21 protein-coding genes and 2 pseudogenes are annotated in these 21,491 nt (G+C 71.1%); 3 read left to right on the top strand and 20 right to left on the bottom strand.

Annotation, left to right across the window (positions count from 1 at the left end; translation table 11 throughout):
• Window positions 1-2: 2 nt before the first annotated feature.
• From ACW173_RS13075 to ACW173_RS13040, 8 genes are all read right to left on the bottom strand, one after another.
• Window positions 3-680: a response regulator transcription factor gene (locus ACW173_RS13075; protein WP_454714518.1), complete on the bottom strand. Its 678-nt coding sequence runs from the start codon at window positions 678-680 to the stop codon at window positions 3-5.
• 19 nt (window positions 681-699) lie between these two features.
• A complete protein-coding gene (locus ACW173_RS13070) occupies window positions 700-1,026 on the bottom strand; it encodes a PepSY domain-containing protein (RefSeq protein WP_492080442.1) in 327 nt (108 codons plus the stop codon).
• Between the two features lie 126 nt (window positions 1,027-1,152).
• Complete coding sequence (locus ACW173_RS13065; protein WP_492080441.1) at window positions 1,153-3,732, bottom strand: porin family protein; 2,580 nt, start codon at window positions 3,730-3,732, stop codon at window positions 1,153-1,155.
• Between the two features lie 88 nt (window positions 3,733-3,820).
• Entirely contained in the window at window positions 3,821-4,756 is a 936-nt protein-coding gene (locus tag ACW173_RS13060; protein ID WP_492080440.1) for a DnaJ C-terminal domain-containing protein, read from the bottom strand.
• A gap of 86 nt (window positions 4,757-4,842) precedes the next feature.
• Complete coding sequence (locus tag ACW173_RS13055) at window positions 4,843-8,529, bottom strand: baseplate multidomain protein megatron (protein WP_492080439.1); 3,687 nt, start codon at window positions 8,527-8,529, stop codon at window positions 4,843-4,845.
• Window positions 8,517-9,077: an NlpC/P60 family protein gene (locus ACW173_RS13050; protein WP_492080438.1), complete on the bottom strand. Its 561-nt coding sequence runs from the start codon at window positions 9,075-9,077 to the stop codon at window positions 8,517-8,519. Before ACW173_RS13050 ends, ACW173_RS13055 begins: the two co-directional genes overlap by 13 nt.
• A complete protein-coding gene (locus tag ACW173_RS13045) occupies window positions 9,074-9,700 on the bottom strand; it encodes a phage/gene transfer agent baseplate hub protein (RefSeq protein WP_492080437.1) in 627 nt (208 codons plus the stop codon). Before ACW173_RS13045 ends, ACW173_RS13050 begins: the two co-directional genes overlap by 4 nt.
• Window positions 9,700-10,299 carry a phage distal tail protein, Rcc01695 family gene (locus tag ACW173_RS13040; RefSeq protein ID WP_492080436.1) on the bottom strand — a complete coding sequence of 200 codons (600 nt, stop codon included), beginning with the start codon at window positions 10,297-10,299 and terminating at the stop codon, window positions 9,700-9,702. The genes ACW173_RS13045 and ACW173_RS13040 overlap by 1 nt, the downstream gene beginning before the upstream one ends.
• 154 nt (window positions 10,300-10,453) lie before the next feature.
• Between ACW173_RS13040 and ACW173_RS13035 the strand changes: the two genes are divergently transcribed.
• Window positions 10,454-10,918 (top strand): DUF805 domain-containing protein, encoded by a 465-nt coding sequence (locus ACW173_RS13035; protein ID WP_492080435.1) that lies wholly within the window; start codon window positions 10,454-10,456, stop codon window positions 10,916-10,918.
• 126 nt (window positions 10,919-11,044) lie between these two features.
• On the opposite strand, the gene ACW173_RS13030 is transcribed toward ACW173_RS13035, so the two are convergent.
• The 10 genes and pseudogenes from ACW173_RS13030 to ACW173_RS12985 form a co-directional block, all read right to left on the bottom strand.
• Window positions 11,045-11,563: a phage tail tape measure protein gene (locus ACW173_RS13030; protein WP_492080434.1), complete on the bottom strand. Its 519-nt coding sequence runs from the start codon at window positions 11,561-11,563 to the stop codon at window positions 11,045-11,047.
• Window positions 11,560-11,736, bottom strand: a complete 177-nt coding sequence (locus tag ACW173_RS13025) for a phage tail assembly chaperone (RefSeq protein WP_492080433.1) — start codon at window positions 11,734-11,736, stop codon at window positions 11,560-11,562. The genes ACW173_RS13030 and ACW173_RS13025 overlap by 4 nt, the downstream gene beginning before the upstream one ends.
• The gene (locus ACW173_RS13020; protein ID WP_492080432.1) at window positions 11,733-12,017 is read right to left on the bottom strand and encodes a GTA-gp10 family protein; all 285 of its coding nucleotides are present in this window, start codon (window positions 12,015-12,017) and stop codon (window positions 11,733-11,735) included. Before ACW173_RS13020 ends, ACW173_RS13025 begins: the two co-directional genes overlap by 4 nt.
• The gene (locus ACW173_RS13015; protein WP_492080431.1) at window positions 12,017-12,433 is read right to left on the bottom strand and encodes a phage major tail protein, TP901-1 family; all 417 of its coding nucleotides are present in this window, start codon (window positions 12,431-12,433) and stop codon (window positions 12,017-12,019) included. Before ACW173_RS13015 ends, ACW173_RS13020 begins: the two co-directional genes overlap by 1 nt.
• Window positions 12,434-12,448: 15 nt before the next feature.
• Complete coding sequence (locus tag ACW173_RS13010; protein WP_492080430.1) at window positions 12,449-12,841, bottom strand: DUF3168 domain-containing protein; 393 nt, start codon at window positions 12,839-12,841, stop codon at window positions 12,449-12,451.
• Window positions 12,838-13,107 carry a head-tail connector protein gene (locus tag ACW173_RS13005; RefSeq protein ID WP_492080429.1) on the bottom strand — a complete coding sequence of 90 codons (270 nt, stop codon included), beginning with the start codon at window positions 13,105-13,107 and terminating at the stop codon, window positions 12,838-12,840. The genes ACW173_RS13010 and ACW173_RS13005 overlap by 4 nt, the downstream gene beginning before the upstream one ends.
• 150 nt (window positions 13,108-13,257) lie before the next feature.
• The gene (locus ACW173_RS13000; protein ID WP_492080428.1) at window positions 13,258-14,481 is read right to left on the bottom strand and encodes a phage major capsid protein; all 1,224 of its coding nucleotides are present in this window, start codon (window positions 14,479-14,481) and stop codon (window positions 13,258-13,260) included.
• Between the two features lie 150 nt (window positions 14,482-14,631).
• Window positions 14,632-15,051 carry an HK97 family phage prohead protease gene (locus tag ACW173_RS12995; RefSeq protein WP_492080427.1) on the bottom strand — a complete coding sequence of 140 codons (420 nt, stop codon included), beginning with the start codon at window positions 15,049-15,051 and terminating at the stop codon, window positions 14,632-14,634.
• The gene (locus ACW173_RS12990) at window positions 15,048-15,296 is read right to left on the bottom strand and encodes a hypothetical protein (RefSeq protein ID WP_492080426.1); all 249 of its coding nucleotides are present in this window, start codon (window positions 15,294-15,296) and stop codon (window positions 15,048-15,050) included. The genes ACW173_RS12995 and ACW173_RS12990 overlap by 4 nt, the downstream gene beginning before the upstream one ends.
• Window positions 15,293-16,511 (bottom strand): annotated as a pseudogene (locus ACW173_RS12985) (phage portal protein). The gene ACW173_RS12990 and the pseudogene ACW173_RS12985 overlap by 4 nt, the downstream one beginning before the upstream one ends.
• Window positions 16,512-16,604: 93 nt before the next feature.
• Between ACW173_RS12985 and ACW173_RS12980 the strand changes: the two are divergent.
• Window positions 16,605-17,024 carry an endonuclease domain-containing protein gene (locus tag ACW173_RS12980; RefSeq protein WP_492080425.1) on the top strand — a complete coding sequence of 140 codons (420 nt, stop codon included), beginning with the start codon at window positions 16,605-16,607 and terminating at the stop codon, window positions 17,022-17,024.
• Window positions 17,025-17,041: 17 nt separating this feature from the next.
• Here ACW173_RS12980 and ACW173_RS12975 read toward each other — a convergent pair.
• Together ACW173_RS12975 and ACW173_RS12970 are read right to left on the bottom strand one after the other, a co-directional pair.
• Window positions 17,042-18,727 (bottom strand): annotated as a pseudogene (locus ACW173_RS12975) (DNA-packaging protein).
• Between the two features lie 31 nt (window positions 18,728-18,758).
• Window positions 18,759-19,637, bottom strand: coding sequence for an oxygenase MpaB family protein (locus tag ACW173_RS12970; protein ID WP_492080424.1), 879 nt, complete (start codon window positions 19,635-19,637; stop codon window positions 18,759-18,761).
• Window positions 19,638-19,757: 120 nt separating this feature from the next.
• On the opposite strand from ACW173_RS12970, the gene ACW173_RS12965 reads away from it, so the two are divergent.
• On the top strand, window positions 19,758-21,341 hold the full coding sequence (locus tag ACW173_RS12965; protein ID WP_492080423.1) for an aldehyde dehydrogenase (NADP(+)): 1,584 nt from the start codon (window positions 19,758-19,760) through the stop codon (window positions 21,339-21,341).
• Window positions 21,342-21,491 lie beyond the last annotated feature (150 nt).

The following is a 21,491-nucleotide window of genomic DNA, read 5'->3' as shown; positions in this document are numbered from 1 at the left end:
GGTTAGGCGGTCGCCTCGCCCTCGAGCGGGGTCAGGCGATAGCCCAGGCCGCGGACGGTCTCGATGCGGTCGGCGCCCAGCTTCTTGCGCAGGCGGCCGATGAACACCTCGATGGTGTTGCTGTCGCGGTCGAAGTCCTGGTCGTACAGGTGCTCGACCAGCTCGGTGCGGCCGATCACCCGGCCCTGGTGCATCATCATGTAGTGCAGCAGGCGGTATTCCAGCGAGGTCAGGCGCAGCGGCTCGCCATTGACGCTGGCGCGGGCGGCGCGCGGGTCCAGGCGCAGCGCGCCGCACGACAGCGACGGCGCGGCATGGCCGGCCGAGCGGCGCAGCAGGGCGCGCAGGCGGGCCAGCAGCTCCTCGGTGTGGAACGGCTTGGCCAGATAGTCGTCGGCCCCGGCGTCGAACCCGGCGACCTTGTCGCTCCAGGCGCCGCGCGCGGTCAGGATCAGCACCGGCGTGGCGACATTGCCCCGGCGCCAGCGCTCCAGCACCGAGACGCCGTCCACCTTGGGCAGGCCAAGGTCCAGGATCACCGCGTCATAAGGCTCGTTCTCACCCAGATACTGGGCTTCCTCGCCATCGGGAGCGTGGTCGACGGCATAGCCGGCGTCACCCAGGGTCAGCTTCAGCTGACGCGACAGATCAGGATCGTCCTCGACGAGCAGGATACGCATGGAGACTCCTAAACCGTGTTTAGCCGCCGCTGATGATCTGGCCGGTCTCGGCGTCGACGATGAAGTCGATGCGGCGGCCGTCGGCGGCGGCCCAGCGGACCCGGTAGTTGCGGCCTTCAAGGCCAGCGTCCAGCACTCGGCCGGGCACGCGCGCGGCGATCATCTGGATCACGCGACCCAAAGGCACCAGGCGACCCGACTGCACGCCGCCACGCGCCTGGTCCGACTGCGCGCGCCAGTCGGCGCCCAGCGAGTCGGGACCACGGTCGTGACGCTGCGCCGACGCCGCGCCCGGAAGGGCGGCGACCAGCGCGGCGGCGACGAGAAGGACGCGGATCGTTTTCATGCTTTCGGGTCTAACGGACCTCGGCTGAATGGAGACTGAACGCAGGGGTTATGAACGGGCCGCGACGTTCTGTCACGGATAGACACGCTCGGAACGAACCGACCGGTCCAGTTCCGTCGGCAGCGGTCACAGCGCGATCAGACTCTTCCGCAGAGTCAGCTTCACCGTCCGGCCCAGCGGGTCGAGATAGTCGGGCTGGTAGGCCTGGGGCGTGGCGCCTCTGGCGTCCCTGACGACGGGGCGGCTGTAGAAGAGGTTGTCGGCGGCCAGGGTGACCCGAGCACCGGCCAGCCAGCTGGAGGCGGGGCCGGCCTTCACGTCGCGCGGGACCTCGTAGAAGGCCGACAGGTTCACCGTGGTCTGATCGTCGAAACGCAGGGCGCCCGTGGTGGGGCCCGCGTCGATGACGCTGCCGCCGCGCCAGGCCCCGTTGACGTTGACGCCCACACCCTGGCGGAAGGCGTTGACGCGGAAGTTCAGCTCCTCGCGCGGCTGACCCCGGCGGCTGGTGCTGGCGCCGTTCAACAGGTCCAGCGGCGCCAGGCCCTGGCGCAGGGTGGTCTCGTCGCGCAGGCGCAGGGTGTAATTCACCGACAGCTGCACCTGACCGACCTTCTTGGGATCTGGCTTGGTCCCCTTGGGCGCGCCCTTCTTGGGGCGACCGATGAAGCGGGTCAGGTTGAGGCCGCCGCGCAGCTCCTCGCGGTCGATGGCGTCGAAGTTCAGCGGCCGGCTATCGATGGCCGTCAGCACGCCATCGGCGTTGCGGGTGAACCGCTCGGGGAAGGCCGCTTCCAGCGCCGGGGTGATGACCGGGAAGTTCGAGATCGGATCCTCGATATGGGTGCGGACATAGTTGGCGTTGACCGTCAGGCGGGTGGGACCGCCGTCGCGTCCGACCGGCCGCAGGTTGACCCCGGCCCGCAGCGTGCGGCGGCGATCGTTCTCCAGGCTCTTGTTCCCGCCCTCTGTCCGGCTGACCGTCACGCTCTGGCCGTTGCTGAAGTCGAACACCGTCACGCTGGGGGTCTGCACCACGGGGTCGACGATCTGGTTGGCGTTGGGCGCCGACTGCTCCTCGCTCAGGCTGAGATTGACGCTGACCAACTTGTCCGGCGACCAGTTCAGACCCGCGCCCATCGCCAGACGGTCCTTGAAGGTCTCGACATTGTAGCCGGCGTTGACGCTGGCGGTCAGCTCGCCCAGCACCGGCAGCACATCATGCGAACGGCTGGCCAGGGGCACATCGATGTCGCCGTGCACCGACAGGGTGCGGCGGTCGTAGTTGCTGCGTATCGGCGCGCCGTTGCGCAGGGCGTCGGAGGTCTGCTCGACCCGCTCGCCGCCGACCTTGACGGTCGAGGAGACGCGGCCAGCCGGCATCTCGGCGACGTCGCCGTTCAGGACCAGCTCGGCCTTGGCGGCGCGGGATTTCGACTTGGCGACGTCGCGGGCGTTGATCTTCAGCAGGGCGCGGGAGACCGGACCAAACGGATTGACCTCGGGATCACGGGCCGCGATCGCCGCCTTCCACGGGGCGCTGTCGACGCCCCGGCCCGTCGTCGTCTCGCTGTCATTGCGATCGTAGTTACTGGTCAGCGACCAGCGCCAGTCACCGACATAACCGTTGGCGGCCATGGCCAGCTGGCCCTTGAAATTGTCCTGCGTCCGCAGCTGCGACCACGGGGCGTCCAGGTAACGATAGACCGTGACGTCGCTCGCGAACGGCGAGAAGGGACCGCCGGCCGGCAGCCGCACCGAGGTGGCGGGCAGCCCCAGGAAGCTGGTGCGTTGGGCGTCCTCCAGGACGAGGCTGACCGTGACGCTGACCTTGCGGGCGAGATCTCGGGTGATCGCGGCCTTGAAGTTCCCCAGCCCGAGCGACGGCAAAAGACTACGGTTGGCCGTGACGCCTGACAGCTCCGGATCACCGGCGCCGGCCGCGAAGCTCGCCAGCGAGACGACGCCGTCCCAGGCCGCGTCGGGCGCGCGGGCCACCGTCACGGCTCCCCCGGCCAGGGCCGACAGCGCCGGGTCGATCTCGCGCCCGAACGTGGTCGCCGCCACATTGCCGACCAGGCCGTAGGGCGAGGTCGCGGACGGGGCGCGATAGATGTCGCGCTCGGCCTCGAACAGGGTCGACTCCTGGCGCCAGTCCAGGCCGACCGTGGTGCGCTCGTCGCCGGCCAGACGGAACAGATCCCCGTCGAAGCGCTCCACGGTACGACCGGGAGCCGTCGTGGCGACCTCCTCGACCTCGACGGCGGCCGAGCGGAAGCGCTTGCGGAGGACGAAGTTCACGACCTTCTGGTTGGGCCGGTAGCCGTAGGCGATGGCGGAAGCCGGCGGCAGCACGTCCATGCGCTCGATCGCCTGGCTGGGCAGGCCGCTGATCTCCTGGAACCCCGAGATGCGCCGGCCATTCGCCAGATAGATCGGCGGCGGACTGTCCGGATCGCCCGTGCTGATCTCGGCCGCCAGCAGGTTCACGAGATCCTGCACCGTGCTAGCGCCCGTGGCCTGGATCTCGGAGGCGTCGAGGGTCAGTTCGGGCTGGGCCGGCCCCTCGGCCTTGCCCCGCGTCGCCCGGACCACCAGGCTGTCGAGCAGCCCCGTCTGCTCGCTTTCGGGCGGCGCGGGGGAAACCGGTGTCTCTTGAAGCGGCGCGGCGACCTGCAGAAGCGCCAGTATGCTGACCACAATCATGGAAGCCGACCCGACGCCGTTATCTGAAGCCTATAATTCCCCTAAAACGGGTAGGGCTTGGAGGCAAGACTTGGAAGCGCCCGAGCCCCTACTTCCGCTTGGGCGTGTACGGTTTCTGGTCGCGCCAGGCCTGGGCGAACTTTTCCAGGTCCTCATCGACGGCCTCGGGCAGGGTGACCATCAGCTTGGCCAGGAGGTCGCCGCGCTTGCCCTTGGCGTCGGGCATGCCACGGCCCTTCAGACGCAGGGTCTGGCCGCTGTTGCTGCCCTTGGGCACGTTCAGCATGACATTGCCGTCGGGCGTCGGGGCCTCGACCTTGCCGCCCAGCACCGCGTCCGGGATCGAGACGGCCAAGTCCATGACCAGCGCGTCGCCTTCGCGGCGATAGATCGGGTGCGGCTTGATGGCCAGCTCGATCAGGGCGTCGCCCTGGCCGCCACGACCGGGACCGCCCTGCCCCTTCAGGCGCAGGGTCTGGCCTTCCTGGGCGCCGGCCGGGATGCTGACGTCGATCGTGCGGCCGTCCGAGAAGGCCACGCGCTTCTTGCCGCCCTTGATCGCCTCTTCCAGGTCGATGTCCAGGCGGGCCTTGATGTCGGCGCCCTTGGTCGAGAAGCCCGCGCCGCCGGCGCCGCCGCCGAACGGACCGCGTCCGCCGCCGCCCTGGTTGAACATGCCGCCGAACAGATCGGAGAGATCGATCTCCGGGCCCTCTTCACGGTGGAAGCCGCCGCGACCGAAGCCGCCGGCGTTGAACGGGCCGTTGCCAGGCTGGCCGCCGAAGCCGCGCGAGGTCTCGCGACCGTCGGCGTCGATCTGGCCCAGGTCGAACTTCTTGCGCTTCTCGGCGTCGCCGACGATGTCGAAGGCGGCGCTGACCTGCTTGAATTTCTCCTCGGCCTTCTTGTCCCCCGGATTGGCGTCCGGATGGTGCTGCTTGGCCAGCTTGCGGAACGCCTTGCGGATCTCGTCCGCGGTCGCGGTGCGGGAAACGCCGAGTTCCAGATACGGGTCGCGGGCCAAGGAGTGTCCTTCAAAGAAGCGGGCAAGTGGGTACCGCCTTCCATCTAGAACGTCCTGAGCGCCGCGCAAGAGCCTATGTGGCTCATTTACAACAGACCTGATGTCGCAACGTCGCCCCAACCGTACAGAGCGCCGCCCTGAACGACCTCGATCCGAGCCGCGGCCGAGGGCGTATCGGCCGCGCGCATCGCGGCTGTGTAGGTGAAGGTCGGCGTCTCGACCACCGCCTCCCGCAACACCATCGCGCCGTCCAGCACACGGATGCGATAGCGCTCCGAACCTTCGCCCAGGGGGACCTCGCCCTCCCAGACATCGCCGCCGACCCGGGCGCGGCGGATCCAGGTCAGGCGCAGGTCGCCGGCGGTCAGGCGCTGGCGCAGATGGGCCGGCGCCAGTGGGCGCAGGGCGCGGCCGGTCCAGACAGCGGAGACCTCGGTCATGGCCGACCCCGCCGGGGGTCCGCCGGCCGGCGCGGCGCGGACCATCAGCGGCGTCCCACGCTCGAAGGCGGCCACCTCCATCGGCGCCACGGCTTCGTCCAGCAGCACCACGGGCGCGCCCGCCGGGATCACGACTTCGGTCGCCGCGCCATCACGCTGGCCGCGCAGCAGGCCCGACAGCGTCCAGGTATCGGGCGCGACCAGCTCGGCGGTCTGGAAGGCGATGACCTCCCAGTCGCCGGACGCCGCTCGGACCGCCAGGGCGTTGTCGCCGGCCAGCACGGCGGCCAGGAGCGCGGAGGAGAGGGCCTTGCCCTCCATCCGCACGGTCAGACGGCCGCGGTCCAGGCGATGCGGCGAGGCCGGCCGCAGATCGGTCAGGGTCTGGCCCAGGGTCGCGGGCTCGGCCAGGCGAGCGCGGACCTTCAAGGTCTCGACGCCGGCGCCGGCGTGGACGTCCAGCGGCCGCCATGGCTCGCAGGCGGCGGCGACCAGGGGCCGGGCGTCGTCCGACAGCGCGCCATCGGAAGCCAGGTCCAGCACGTGCAGCACCGGCGGGGCGGCCGGATCGCGGGGCGGGGCCGGGGTCCAGTCGACGCCGCCCGGCACGCCGACGCCCTTCAGCACCGGAACCAGGGTGGCGCGCGGCCGCTCGTCGAGGTCAAGGCGTTGCACCCGCCAGGTTTCACCCTCGACGGACAGGCGGTCGCCGGCCTCCAGGCGCAGGGCGGCCGAGGGCGACAGGCGCACGATGCGAGCCCGGCGGGCGGCTTCATCGGCGGCCAGCATGCGTTGGGCCACGGCCTGGGCCTCGGCGGCCGCCAGCACGATCGGGGCGTCGGCGTCTCGGGTCCCCTGCCCCGCCTCGCGCCGCACGACCAGCGCCCCGACCTGGTAGTCGCGGGCCGCATCGATGAAGCGCAGGCGCAGGGCCCCGGCGGCGGGGTCGAGCACGCGGCTGTGGGTCTCTGACGGGCCGTCGTCGGGCAGGGCCAGGTCGTCGACGTCGAGCGTAGCGATCGCACGGCCCGCGCGGGCCAGCATCTTCACGTGGTCGCCGCGCTCGACCGGATCCAGGGCGAAAGCCTCGGTCAGGGGCGCCAGGGCGTCGCGCAGGCGCATCGGCCGGTCGACGACATAACCGCCCACCGCCCCGCCCGCCTCGCCGGGATCGATGGTGACCCCGACCCGCGCGCCCAGGGCCTGGATCAGTTCCGGCAGCGGCGCGACGCCGGCCCGGCCGGTCAGCCAGTGACCCAGCACCCAGTTGCCGCCGTCGCTCCAGACGTCCGACCGGGCCGGGAAGTCCGGGAACGGCCGCGCGTCCCAGCACCAGGCGCTGGCGGCCTCGATCATCGACCCGCCATAGACCGGCGAGGCCGGATTGGCGGCCGGTTCCTCCAGCCAGGCCAGCACGGCTTCCAGATAGCGCCGCTGGCCGAAATCGTCGCGCTCGCCGGTCGAATAGGGCGGCAGGAAACTCTCGGAACTCTTGGGGTCGATGAAGAGATTCGGCGAATTGGCGCCCTTGTCGACGGCCGGGCAGCCGAACTCGGTCAGGCGGATGGGCTTGGACTTCGGGATCCAGGCCGTGGGGGTCGTCGAACGGACACCACCCGGCCGGTCGTGGTGCGGGTTGCTCCACCAGGCCTTCAGGTCCTTGGCCCGCCAGATCCACGGCTCGCCATAAGCGCCGTCGGTGATCGGGCCGCGGGTCTGGGCGTCGCGGGCGGCCTGGCTGGCGTAAAACCAGTCGAACGCCTCGCCGCCCGAGAGGCCGGCGCGCAGATAGTCCGGATCGTGCGGACCGCCAAAGCCGGCGACGGCGTCCAGGTGGGTCTCGCCCTCGCGCCAGTCGGTGACCGGCGGGTACCAGTCGACACCGACGAAATCGATGTTCGGATCGGCCCACAGCGGGTCCAGGTGGAAGACGGCGTGGCCGCCGCCGGGCTGGTGGCCGAAATATTCGCTCCAGTCGGCCGCGTAGCCCAGCTTGGTCGTCGGACCGATCACCGCGCGCGCCTCGGCGGCCAGGCTCTTCAGCTTGGCGACCGCCGGATAGGTCCCGCCCGCGCCGCGCGCCGTGGTCACGCCGCGCAGCTCCGAGCCGATGACGAAGCCGTCCACGCCGCCGGCCTGGACCGCCAGGCTGGCCTGGTGCAGCACCATGCGGCGCAGGCCCCAGGTCCCGTCGAAGAAGGCGTTCACCTGGGCCGTCGCGGACGCCGTACCGTCGGTCCCGGCCTCGCAGGTGATCCGGCCGCGCCACGGGTAGCTCGGCGTGTCCATCAGGATGAACGGGTACAGCGTCACCTTCAGCCCGCGCCGCTTCAGCTCGGCGATGGCCTGCAGCACCACCGCGTCGGCCGGCGTGCCGCCATAGGCCGGGGCGCCGTCCTTCAGCGAGATCAGGTGGGCGCCCGCGCGGTCGACGCCCGCGACGCTCCAGGTGATCGGCAGGGTGTCCTTGGTCGCGCCCTCGACACCCGGCTTGATCTGGCACTGGCCGCAACGCGGGTCGGTCCCGAACCAGCTGACCACCAGGGTGACGTGGTCGACGTTCGGCAGCTGGGCTTGAAGCTGATCCAGCGCCACGACGATGTCGGGCCGGCCCTCGGCGTTGTGCACGCTCTCCGAGGCCGTGCGGGTCAGGCCCTCGCGGCGCAGGACCGCTTCGGTGGCGTAGACGAACTCGCCCGCGCCGGGGATCAGGCACACGCCCTTCAGGCGTTCTTCCAGGCCCAGGGTCCCGGGCGCGCGCGGGCGGCGGAAGACCTCGAACGACAGCTGCGGCGGGCGGGCGCCGTAAGGCTCGAGCGGCAGATCCTCGAACACCACATAGGCCACGCCGCGATAGGCCGGGGCCGCGCCCTCGATCGCCGTGATCAGCGGGTCGGGCGCTTGGTCTTCGGTCCCGCGATGCACGCGCATGGTCACGGCGGTCATGTCCATGGCCTTGCCGTCGGCCCAGACCCGGCCGACGCCATCGATGGGACCTTCCGCCACCGCCACCGCGAATGACAGGCTGTAGGCGTAGCTGGCCGTCTTCTGGCCCTTGGAGCCGCCGACCCGCCCTTCGATGCGCTTCTCGCGAAAGCGCGCGGCCCAGATCACCTGGCCGCCGACGCGGGCGCGACCGAACACGCAAGGCAGGGCCGCCCCCTCGGCGGCGCCGGTCAGGCGCAGCTCGGGAATGCGCGGACCGACCTGGCGCGCCGGGGTCAGGGCGCTGATCGCCGCCTGGTCGACCAGGCCGCCCAGCACCGCGCCGGCCACGCCCCCGATCGGCCCGCCGATCGCCGCGCCAACGCTGGAGAGGATCATCTGGGCCATGCGGGCTCCTGGTTCGGGGGAAAGCGGAAGGCGGCGACCAGGCGCTCGCGCCACCAGCGCCCCAGCACGCTCTCGACGCACGCCCGGCCCCAATAGGCGTGGATCATGCGCTCGGGGCCGGACTGGATCGCGCAGTGCTTGGCGACCGCGCCAGGGGCCATGCGGAAGACGAGGACGTCGCCGGGTTGGGGGTCTTGGACGGGGATCAGCCAGCGGGACAAGGCTTCGAGCAGCAGCTCGCGCCCGCCGGTCTCGGCCCAGTCGGGGCGGTAGGGCGGCGGCGGTTCGGGCTCGGCGCCGTGCAGGGCGCGGTACACGCCGCGGATCAGACCCAGGCAGTCGCAGCCGGCATGCAGGGTGGAGGCCTGGTGGCGGTAGGGGGTGCCGAGCCAGAGGCGGGTGCGCCTAATAATCTCCTCCCCCGCTGGGGGAGGTGGCCCGGAGGGCCGGAGGGGGCAGCTCGGGGTAGACCGGCGATGCCCCCTCGGTCGCTCCGCGACAGCTCCCCCAGCGGGGGAGCGGAGATCGGAGGCGCTCAAGGCGCTCACCGCCTTCCCCCGTCGTTCCGCTCGCCCTCGACCGGGTACAGCGTCAGGAAATCCTCCCCCGGCGCCGTCGGGAAACCCCGGAAGTTCACCCCATTCCCGAACGTCCCCACACACGTCGCCCAGCGCTTGTCGCACACCGCGCCGGGGGCCGCCGCGATCCCGCACCGGGCGTCGCCAAGCCGCGCGTCGCACAGCCGCGTGAACGTCCGCCCCGCCACCCGCTCCAGCTCGGCCAACGGCCCGGCGAGCGTCGCCGTGAACGCTTCCCCCTCCCGCGACACCGCCGCGATCGTCGCCGTCCACAGCCGCACCAGCCGGCTCGGCGCGCTCCAGTCGACGCGCAGCGCCGCGACCCTGGCGCCGTCATAGAGCCCGGCCGCCAGATCCGCTTCGGTGACACCGTCGTCGTCCAGCACGCCCAAGGCCGCGCCCTGCCCTGGCGCATAACCAGCGGCGGTCTCGGTCGCGCCGGGGCTCCAGCCGCCGCCGGCGCGGCACATCACGCCGTCGACCACCAGGTCGCGGTCGTGGTCGGTGAAGCCCAGCTTCACACCATCCACCCGCGTGACGATCCAGGCCTGGCACAGCCGGCCAACGTCCAGGCCTTCGGGAAGCGCGCGCATCAGACCCGCACCTCGACCAGCGCGCAGGCGCTCACCCGCGCGGCGGCGAAACCCTCCAGGGTCACGTCCAGCCGGTCCAGATCGAAGCGCACCGGCGTATCGAACTCGAACCCCGCCGTCACCGCCGCCCCGATGGCCGGCGCGGCGTTCAGGGTCACAAGGCCCGTGGTCGTATCCACGCTGAACGGCGCGACGACACCCGCCACGGCGACCTTCACGGTGCCGACCACCGGCTTGGCGATGATCCGGGTCGACTTCACCAGCTGGAACGTCTTCCGCGTCCCGTCGCCGGTCCCGATCGCCTGGTCGCCCATCGCCGGCAGCGCCGAAGGGACACACGACTTGAAGTCCGTCGGATCGCGGAAGCGGAACCCCGCCAACCGCCCGCCCCGCGCCTCGAAGAACGCCATCAGCTCGGCCACCTCGTCCAGCGGCCGGGCGCTGGTGGCGATCAGGTAGCGGCGACGGCCGAACGACCACGGACTGGTGCGCCGCTCGAAGCCGGACGCCAGGGCGACGATGTCGGTGCGCCGCTCGATCCCGCCCGTGCAGCCGAACGCCAGGCGCGCGGGCAGGCGCGCCTCATGGAACTCGCTCATCGCGATCCCTCATTCTCGGAAAAGGTTTGCAGAAAAATCGGCCGCAAGCGCAGCCGTTCGGGCCAAACGCCATTAAGACTGCGTCATGACCCGCTTTTCACTTCATCAGCGGGTCGTCGGGCTCTACCTATTGAGCCTGAGATTGGAGATCGAAATGGATTGGAAGACCCTGTTCCTCTCGCCGGAAGGCCGCATCGGCCGCCAGGCGTTCTGGATCGGCTGGCTCTGCCTGCTGGGGGCCAGCGCCGTGCTGAACGTCATTCCGGTCATCGGTCACCTGCTGATGCTGGTGGTGATCTATTCCAGCGTCTGCATCCACACCAAGCGCCTGCACGACATGGGTCAGACCGGCTGGTGGCAGGTGCTGCCGTGGGTTCTGGGCCCGGTCCTGGTGTTCGGCGCCATCGCCTCGGTCGGCTTCTCGGCCATCGCCACGGCCTTCGACGGCGGCGAGCCTAGCATGGCCTTGCTGGCCAGCATCGGCGGCCTGTTGATGTCGTTCTTCATCGCCTTCGCCGTCTGGCTGGCCTTCACCCTGTGGGTCGGCTGCAGCACCGGCGCGACCGGTGACAACAAGTACGGCGCGCCGCCGACCGACGCGCACGCCGTGGCGTTGTAAGAAAAGCTCCCTTCCCCCTTGATGGGGGAAGGGTCGGGGATGGGGGTGGCTGCCGAGCCGGCCGCGCCGCACGGCATCGATCGCCCGATCACCCCCACCCTACCCTCCCCCATCAAGGGGGAGGGATTATAGGTTTCGGGCGCCCAGACTCACTGCTCTCGCCAAGGCCTGGGCCAGTTGGGCGTCGGAGCGGACCAGGCCGCTGACCTCCCCGCCCTGGACATTGACCGTCACCGAGACCCCTCCCCCACCGGCCGGCTCGATGCTTCCGGCGGAGGTCGGGCGAAACACCTCTGGCCCGCGCTCGCCGACCAGATAGGCGCCGCCGGGCAGCACCGGGCCGCCGTCGGCCCTCGCCCCTGAGAAATTGGCGCCGGAGAAGCTCTTCGAGAGCGCCTCGGTCAGGCCGCCCTTCAGCGCCGTTCCCGCCGCGCCCAGCACCGCCCGCGCCAGTTCGCCCAGCGACACCTGACCGTCGGCCGCCGCCCTCGCGAGGGAGCGGGCCAGGGACGCGCCGGCCCGCGTGAAGGCGTCGTCGATCGAGCGCGCCGCCCGTTCGGCGGGGGCCTTCAGGGTCTCGAGCGCCGCCGCGGCCTGGGCGGCTTTCGCGGGAATGGCGGACAAACCATCATCTTCGAAGCTCATCGGATCTCCTCGTCGGGATAGCGGGCGATCAGGGCGGAGAGGTCATTGCGGGAGATCACCGGCGTCGGCGGGGCCTCGGTCAGCGCCCGCCACTCCGTCAGCGACAGCCGCCAGAAGGCCTCGGGCGCGACGCCCAACGACACCGCCAGCCGCAGCGGCGCGGCCCAGTTCACGCGCAAGCCGCTAGAGCGGCGGCAAGCGCGCTGGCGGCTTCCGGCACCGTGGCGCGGTCGGCGACCTCTGGCGCTTCGCCGCCGCCGTCCAGCAGGGCCGCCAGCACGACGGAGAGATCCCTGGCCGACAGCGTGGCGATACGGTCCGGCAACTGAGACCAGTCCGACAGCCCCAGCGCCGCCTCGATCCGCGCCAGGGCGCCCAGGGTCAGGCACAGGCGACGCGGCGCGCCGGCGATGGTGACGACCACCTCCCCGCGCGCGGGATTGGGCGACAGCATCAGATCGCCGTGAACGTCACGACGCCGGCCGAGGCCAGGCTGAGCGCGAACGCCGCCTCGCCATCGTGCTCGCCGGCATAGTCCAGGGCCGCGACCAGGAACGCCCCCTCCAGCTGGCCGAAGTCGGGTATCACCAGCCGCCAGACGCGGGCCGACTGGTCGAAGAAGCTCGTCCGCACCTGGGCGTCGGAAGCGGCGTCGCGGAAAATCCCCGAGCCCGACACGGCCACCGACTTGACGCCGGCCCCGGCCAGCAGCTCGCGCCAGCGGCCGGTGCTGTCGCTGTCGGTGGCGTCGATGGTCTTGGCGTTCAGGCTGATGGTCCGGGCGCGCAGGCCCGCGACGGTGTGGAAGGTCGGGGTGGCGGCCCCGTCGCTGATCTTCAGCAGCATGTCCTTGCCGGCTTGGGCGGCCATGGGAAGCTCCTCGGTCTAGGGGTTTTCGGTCACCGCCCGCACGCGGACGACGCCCAGGGTGGTCTCGCGGTCGGCGCCGGCGAAGACGTCGGCATAAGGGACGCGCAGGTTCACCAGCCGGCGGCCGGTGAGCGTCGGACGGGCGTCGTGCAGCGCCGCCCGCACGGCCGCCACCAGGGCGCGAGCCTCTTCGGGTCCGCCGAAACGGCTGGCGCAGGTGACGGTCAGCAGGTGCTCGATGGCGTCGTTCTCGCCGACCGGTCGGGCTTCGCTCCGCGTGACGACGACGCAGGGATAGGTCGGCAGGCGCGGGGCGGTCCCGTGGATCCGCTGGGCCGCGATGGCGGTGACGGCGGGCGCGGCCTTCAGGGTCGCGACCAGGGCGTCGATCAGGGGCTTGTCGCTCACAGCCGGGCCTTTCGATAGGGCGTCAGCCACGGCTCGACGAGGGCCAGCGAGGGCTCGCCCGCATCACGGTGTTCGTAGGCGTGGGCGACGAGGGTGAGGACGGCCAGCCGCAGCGGCGCGGGGCTGGTGGGGCTCAGGGTGACGGACGCGGCGCTGGCGATACGGGCCTCGGCGGCGTCGATCAGGATCGTGAGGACGGCGTCCTCCGAGGCGTCCGGCACGCGCAGGAACGCCCTGGCCTCGGCCAGGGTGAGGGATTGGGGCATCTTGGGGGTTTCCTGGAGAAAGGGCGGCGCTGCCCCCTCAGTCGCTTCGCGACAGCTCCCCAGGAGGGGAGCAGATTCACTGACGCGTCTCCTCCCCCTCTGGGGGAGGTGGCCCAGAGGGCCGGAGGGGGCGGCGCCGCGTTGGCCGACCTAGCTCGCCGCGAACTTCAGCAGCTTCACGGCGTCGAAGTTCTGCACCCCGCCGCCGACGCGCTTGGTGGTGTAGAACAGCACGTGCGGCTTGGCCGAGTACGGGTCGCGCAGCACCCGCACGCCGGCGCGGTCGACGATCAGGTAACCCTTCTCGAAATCGCCGAAGGCCACCGCCAGGCTATTGGCGGCCACGTCCGGCATGGCCTCGATCTCGGTGACCGGGAAACCCAGCAAGGACGCCGACTGGCCCGGCTGCAGGGCCGCGTTCCAGATGTAGTTGCCCTGCGCGTCCTTGAACTTGCGCACGGCGCTGACCGTGCGGCGGTTCATCACGAAGCGGCCGTTCTGGCGGTACTGGGTCTTGGCCGCGTAGATCAGGTCGATCAGCTTGTCGGTCGGGTTCGACGCCGCCCAGCCGCCCGCCACGCCGGTGGCCAGGTAGCCGACCTGGCCCCACGCGTAGCTGGCGTCCGGCGCGGCGGTGTAGCTCAGCAGGCCCTTGGGCTTGTTGACGCCGTCACCGGTCACGAAGGCCGTGGTCTCCTGGGCCGCGAAGGCGTCCTGCACTTCCTCGGCCAACCACTCGTCGATGCTGACATAGGCGTCGTCCAGCAGGGCCTGGGTCGCGGCCGGGCTGGCGTAGAGTTCACCGGCCGGGAAGTCGATGACGTCCAGCGTGGGCGCCGTGGTCTCGGGCCGCGCGGCGGTCTCGGCCACCCAGGCGGCGGCCAGGCCCGTCGGCGACACCGGCTTGCGGAAGCTGCCCGAGCCAATGGTGCGGACCTGGCAGATCTCGCGCATCGGCGAGGTGGCCGCCAGGCGACGCAGGATCAGCCGCTCCAGCTCCGGCGGGGCGACATAGCCGCCGGCGGTGGCCACGCTTTCGGACAGGCCCTTGGCTTCCAGAAGCGCGGCGGGCGTCTCGCCGGTCTTCACATAACGATCGAAGGCGGCCTTGCGCTCGTCGACATGCGCCAGCGGCGCATCAGCCGAAAGAGACGGCCTGCGCAGGTCGGCCATGATGCGATCAAGGCGGTCCTGCGCGCGGCTCATGGCCTCGTCGATACGGCCGACCTTCTCTTCCAGCAGCACGTCGGCCCGCTTGGTCTCGATGGCCGACAGCCGCTGGTCGTTGGCGGCCTTGAAGCTCTCGAACGCCGACAAGACGTCAGCCAGCGCCGCGCGGGCCTCGGGCGAGGCCGCGTGTTTGGTTTCCTTCATGGGGATCTCCAAAGAAGCCCCTCCCCCTCGATGGGGGAGGGGTTGGGGTGGGGGTGAACCGCCGGTTCAGCCCGATGAGACGGATGGAGGTGCGCGCGGAAGCGCCGCATCACCCCCATCCCTGCCCTTCCCCCATCGAGGGGGAAGGGTTCAAACCGTTGTCAGCCGCGCCAAGTTCAGGCGGGCTTGGAGCAGCATCGGGAAGGTCACGATCGACACCTCCCACAGCTCGACGCGGGACAAGACGCGCAGGCGGCCCTGGGTGCGGGCCTTGACCTGGCGAAAGCCGATGGAGAGGCCGTCCAGCGCGCCGGCCTCGACGAGCGCGGCGACCAGGCGACCCCGGGGCGTGGCGCGCAGGATGCGGCCGCGCACGAACAGGCCCTTGGCGTCCTCGGCGACCTCGTCCCAGACACCGACCGGCTCGGTCTCGTCGTGCTGGTGCAGCATGACGACCGGCGCGCCCTGCGCCAGGGTCTCGGCGAAGGCGCCGGCGGCGGTGACGTCGTCATTGAGGTCGCGGGTCCAGAACAGCGACGCGTAGCCTTCGATCTTCAGCGCGTCGGTCATCGGCCCCGCTCCAGCTTGGCCTCGATGCGGTCCAGCGACTGACGGGTCGCGGTCGCCTGTTCCTCCAGCCGGGCCAGGCGCTCGGCGACCGGGGCCTGGGCGTCCAGGCGGCGCTGCATGTCGTCGATCCGGGCCGAGGCGCGCCCGGCCCACATCAGGGCGGCGGCGGCCTGCAGAAAGACGGTGACGCACAGGCCCAGCGACACCTGGCGGTCGAACCGCCAGCGGGTGGCCGAGGCGCTCAATGCTCCAGCCCCGCCAGGCGCCTGCGCTCGGCGTCGGTGAGGAAGGAGGCGGCCTGGAGCCGGCTCCACAGGGCGTCGCGTTCGGTCGACAGGGCCGGCACGGCGTCCAGGTCGGGGGCGATCCGCGCGCCGGGGAACTTCGCGCCCAGCCAGCCGGTCAGGGCCCGCGCCGCCCGCTCGGCCAACGGCGCGACGGCGCCGCGCCAGAAGGCGGCGTTGGCCTCGCGATAGTTGGCGTAGGTGTTGTCGCCGGGGATGCCCAGCAGCTGCGGCGGCACCCCGAACGCCAGGGCGATCTCGCGGGCGGCGGCGTGCTTGCCTTCGGTGAAGTCCATCTCGGCCGGGGTCAGCGACATGGCCCGCCAGTCCAGGCCGCCTTCCAGCAGCAGCGGCCGGCCGGCGTTGGCGGTCCCGGAATGGGCGGCGGAGAGCTCGGTCTTCAGGCGGTCGAACTGCTCGTCGGTCAGGCGGTCGCCGGCGTCCTTAGACGAATAGACCAGCGCCCCCGACGGCCGGGCCGAGTTGTCCAGCAGGGCCTTGTTCCAGGCGCTGGAGGCGTTGTGCACGTCGATCGCGAAGGCGGCGGCCTCCAGCGGCGAGAAGCCGTAGTGGTCGTTGGTCGGGTTGAACAGCTTCAGGTGCAGCACCGGCAGCCAGCCGTCGGCGTCGCGGGCGATCCGGACGGCGCGGCCGGCGGCCTGGTAGTCATAGGCCAGCGGCCAGCCGCGCGGGCCGGGGACGAGGGTCATGCGGTCGGGGCGCAGGGCGTAGAGTTCGGTGGGCGTTTGGTCTCCCGCCGCCTCGAGGTAGGCGTTGCCGGCGACTTGGAGGCTTCCGAAGAACTGCTCCATCAGGTCGGGGCCGCCCTGTTCGGGATTGGGGCGGTCGAGGAGCTTCCTGAGCGGATGATCGTCGGCGCGGCGACCGTCGACGAAGACGGCGAGCGGCGTGGACGCCGCGGCCTCGGCGATCAGGCGCACGCAGCGATAGGCGACGGGGTTCTTGGCGAAGCCCTCCGAAGCGAGGGCGCCGTAGTCGCGAGGCGTCCACTGAGGCCGGCCGCCGGTGGTGAGGGCGATCAGGCGCGCCGCGCGGGAGTCTTTTCGCTCTTGGGGGCCATTGGGCGGGCGGGGTTTGAAGAGGGGCATGGAGGTGGGCTCCGATTTCGGAGTTGAGAACAAATAGAGAACATGTAGAGTAATAGCGAAGGTCCAAAACCTCTCTCCTCCCCCCTTTTGGGGGAGGTGGCCCAGAGGGCCGGAGGGGGCCGCGCCGGAGCGCTCTATGAAGGCTCGACTAGAGCGGCGGTTGACCGCCCAAAGGCTTCGTCGGGAACTGACCCTGCCAGAAATCCTGCTGTGGCAGAGATTGAAAGGCCGTCGGCTTGGCGGACTTCATTTCCGCAGACAGCATCCGATTGGCCCTTACATTCTCGACTTCTATTGCGAGGCCTTGAAGTTGGCCGTCGAGGTCGACGGCGAGATGCATGTTTTCGACGATCGTCCCGAGCGTGACGCGCGACGAGATGCCTGGTTGGCGGAACGCGGCGTGAAGACCTTGCGCCTCGTGGCGCGTGAGCTGCTAGCTGCTCCCGACGACGCGGCTCGGGGTATTCTGGAGCTTGCCCGCGCAACCCCCTCCGGCCCTCCGGGCCACCTCCCCCAGCGGGGGAGGAGACGCGCCAGTGAATCTGCTCCCCCGATGGGGGAGCTGTCGCGTAGCGACTGAGGGGGCAGCGCCGACTTCTACAAGGCGCGCAGCCTCGGCGTCCGGCCAATACCCAGCATCAACTCGCTCACCGCCCAGACCAGCGCATCCGCCCTGTCCGGACTGTGTTCCAGATCCCCCGAGCCCAGCGCCATCAACTCCTCCTCCAGCGCCACGAAGGCCCCGCAGTGGAGCACCCGGCCCTGCTCGTACAAGGCCGCCACCGGCTCGGCCCGCGCGCGTTTGCCGATGCTGGCCTTGACCAGTTTCACGCGGCACGGCGGGTCGGCTTGCGCCAGCACCGAGCGGACCATGTCGCCGCCCTGGTTGGCCTCGGCCACGAGGGCGTCGGCGTTGAATTTACGAGCGGCGCTGACCGCCCTCTTGGCCCAGCCGGCGGGGGACAGACCGCGCGCGGTGTCATCGGCGAGCACGAAGGCGCGGTCGTCGCGCCGTCCGACCACCACGATCCCGCAGGCGTCGCCGCCGGCGGTCGCGGGCGGGTCGACGGCCACGACGACGCGGTCCAGCCGCGCCGGCCGCGCCGCTCGGCACCGCCCCAGGTCTTCCGAGCGGAACAGGCCGCCGTCGGTCTCGACGATGACGCCGTCCAGCTCCTGGGCGGCCAGCCGGGTGCCGCCATAGAGGGTCTCCAGCGTCCGCAGGAACGCCGGCGCCAGATTGCCGGCGTTGGCGCTGGTCCCGGCGCGGGTCATCGCCACGCCAGGCTCGGCGATGAGAGTCTTCAGCGCCCGGATCGGCCGGGGCGTCGAGGTCACCACCAGGCGCGGATCCTCGCCCAGCCGCAGCCCGAAACGCAGCATGGCCAGGGTCTCGGCGGGTTTGGGCCAGGCGCAGAACTCATCGGCCCAGGCGGCGTGGAACTGCGGACCGCGCAGGCTGTCGGGGTCCTCGGCCGAGAAGGCGTAAGCCGTCGCGCCATTGGGCCAGACCAGCCGCCGGCGGGAGGCTTCCCATCGGGGGCGGAACAACGGCCCTCCCATGGTCTTCAGTCCGGACGGTCCCTCGATCATCACCTCGCGCACGTCGTGCAGGGTGGGACCGACTAGGGCCAGGGTCGGATGGACCAGGGCCTGCAGCGTAACCCAGCGCGCCCCGGCGAAAGTCTTGCCCGCGCCACGCCCGCCCAGCATCAGCCAGGTCGTCCAGGCCTTATGGTCAGGGCTCTGCTGGTGCCCCAAGGGCCGGGCCATCATCGCGCTGAACACCCGCTGGCGCGCCAGCTTCTCCGCCTCCGTCCAGCGCCTCGCGTCGCTTGCGTTCGATGAGATCGGCCACGTGAGCGAAGCGCTCGGCCAGAGCGGCGTGAAGCTCTTCTGGGTCGTCGGGTATACCGTCATGCATGGGGGCCTCGTCGTCATCGGTCGCCGCGCTGGCGACCGGCTTGGCTTTCGGCTCTGGGACCATGGTCTCCACCGCCTTCACGGTGCGGGCGACGGTCATGTAAGCCTTCGTGATTTTCTCGACCTCGGCGACTTCGGCCAGGTCGGTGGTGTGTTTCAGGCGTTCGATCTGGATGTCGACCAGACCCTTGAGCGTGTGCTGGTGCGTCTCGCCCCAGCCCTGCGCCTCTTCGCTTCTTCCGGCCATGACACAAAGATACGGGACAAGCGGGCGCGGATGATTGGGAACCGCGTAAAAGTGACAAGTCGTTGATTTCGCCAGATTCTATCTCGCGAATTCAGAGCATTCAGGCGCCTCAATCCCCGTACTTTGAGCGCTCCGGCGTCGGGGTCAGCGCCGGTACAGCCACGTCCCCGGCAACCCCATCCGCACGCTGGCCTCCCACGGCGGCGCGCCGGGGATCGGCGTCCGGTCCGCCAGCCTCGCCGCCGCGCGGATCACCGGCAGCTCCAGCGGTCTCGGCGACCACTCCGGCCCAAGCCCCAGCACCCCCCTCACCGGCGGCGGCACAAGCCCCACCGCCGCCCGGATCAGCGGATGCTGCAGCCGACTGAACGGCCCGGCCACCTTCACGGCCCTCATCAGCGCGAGAAACTCCAGCACGATCTCCGAGCGCTCCAGCCTGGGCGACATGGTCGCCAACAGCGCCTCCCAGGCCGCCTCGGACCTCGGCGCCCCTAACGCCCCGTACAGGCGCGCGGCGGGGGCGGCCTCGGCATGGAAGCGGTCGCGATCCGCCGCCGACAGCGGCTCGACCAGGCTGTGATAGGCGCCCATGAAACCAAAGCTGGCCGTGGCCTGAGCCCAGTCCAGCAGCTCGACATCCGAGGCCTGGTAGGCCTGCCCGCCCGGCGTCGTCCCGCCCACCCGCGCGTGCTGGCGGCCCACTCCCGCGATCATCGCCTCGGCGACCGACCGCGCGCCGTACACCGTGACCATGGCGGCCAGGCCGGTGCGCTTCAGCCGGGTCAAGGGATCGGTCTTGAACGAGGAGTGCTCCCACACGCCCGTCCGCACGCGCGGCTCGGCCAGCTCGAGGATCACCGCCGTCACCCCGCCGACGAACAAGGCGACCGGGTTCTTGAACACCCGCCACGACACCGAGTCCGGCGCCGCCAGGGCCGCCTCGCCCGGCGGGGCGATAAAATCCACGCGCGGACCGCCCGGAAGCGTCGTGAACTCCTGGACGGCGCGGGTCAGGATTTGCATGAAGACGACCTTCCTGTGGACGATACGCAGCCTACAACGCACCGATCCGGCAATCGCATTGGACTTGTCATGGTACCGCGCCCATATGGCCGACGAGACCTGAACTTAAGGACGACGAACGTGCATCTGACGGGCGAGCTTCTGATCGGCGGCGAGAGCCGCAAGGGCGGCAATGGCGAAATCCGGGGCGTGAACCCCGCGACGGGCGAGATCCTGGAGCCCGCGTTCGGCGGCGCGACCAAGGCCGATGTCGAGGCCGCCGCCGCCCTGGCGCATGAGGCCTTCGCCAGCTATCGCGCCCTGTCCTACGAGACCCGCGCTACCTTCCTGGAAGCCATCGCCGAGCACATCGAGGCGATCGGCGATGATTTGATCGTCCGGGTCATGGCCGAGACCGGCCTGCCCCGTCCGCGCCTGGAGGGCGAACGCGCTCGCACCACCGGCCAGCTGCGCCTGTTCGCCAGCGTGCTGCGCGACGGCGGCTTCCTGGAGACCCGCATCGACCCGGCGATGCCGGACCGCAAGCCCCTGCCGCGTCCGGACCTGCGCCTGCGCAACGTGCCGCTGGGCCCCGTGGCGGTGTTTGGCGCCAGCAACTTCCCGCTGGCCTTCTCGGTGGCCGGCGGCGACACCGCCTCGGCCCTGGCGGCCGGCTGCCCGGTCATCGTCAAGGCGCATCCCGCGCACCCTGGCGCGTCGGAACTGGTCGGCCGCGCCATCCAGGCGGCCGTGGCCTCGGTCGGTCTGCATCCGGGCGTGTTCGCGATGATCCACGACAGCGGCTACGAGGTCAGCCAGGCGCTGGTCGCCGATCCGCGCGTCAAGGCCGCCGGCTTCACCGGCTCGCGCCGTGGCGGCCTGGCCCTGCTGGCCATCGCCCAGGGCCGCCCCGAGCCGATCCCGTTCTATGCCGAGATGAGCAGCATCAATCCGGTGATCCTGCTGCCGGGCGCCCTGAACGCCCGCGCCGACAAGATCGCTCCGGACTTCGTGGCCGCCCTGACCCTGGGCGCGGGCCAGTTCTGCACCAATCCCGGCCTGATCCTGGCCATCGACGGTCCCGAGCTGGACGCCTTCGTCGCGGCCGCCGCCACGGCGGTCGAGGCCGCCCCGGCCGCCGTCATGCTGACGCCGGGCATCTGCAAGGCCTTCGCGCACGGCGTCGCGGCCCTGTCCGAAGCCAAGGAGGTCACCACCGTGGCGCGCGGCCTGCCGGGTCCGGACGGCAGCCACACCGGCCGCGCGGGCCTGTTCAGCGTCGCGGCCCAGGACTTCCTGGCCAATCCGCACCTGCATGAGGAAGTGTTCGGCGCCGCCTCGGTCGTGGTGCGCTGCGCCGATGAGGCCGAGTTGGCCAAGGTGATCGACGCCCTGGAAGGCCAGCTGACCATCGCCATCCACCTGGAAGAGGCCGACCACGCCCTGACCGCCGCCCTGCTGCCGGCCCTGGAACTGAAGGCCGGCCGCATCCTGGTCAACGGCTTCGGCACCGGCGTGGAAGTGGCCTCGGCCATGGTCCACGGCGGGCCGTTCCCTTCCACCTCGGACGGCCGCTCGACCTCGGTCGGGACGCTGGCCATCGCGCGGTTCCTGCGCCCGGTCAGCTATCAGAACCTGCCGGAAGCGCTGCTGCCGGCCGAGCTGAAGACCGACAACCCGCTGGGCATCGCCCGCCGGGTCGATGGCAAGGTGAAGCTGGCTTAAGGCGACGATATCCTTCCGCCCCCTCCGGGGGCGGACGACCGCGCGGCGCGCGGTCAGGTGGGGGCAAGCGAGGCGACCGATCTCAGAACTTGCCCCCTCCGCGCCTGCGGCGCTCCTCCCCCGGAGGGGGAAGAAGGCGGGTTTTCGCCC

The organism is Caulobacter sp. ALps2, assembly GCF_058681635.1.
Note: the sequence above shows the minus strand (reverse complement) of the source record. Positions and strands in the feature narration are given on the sequence as shown.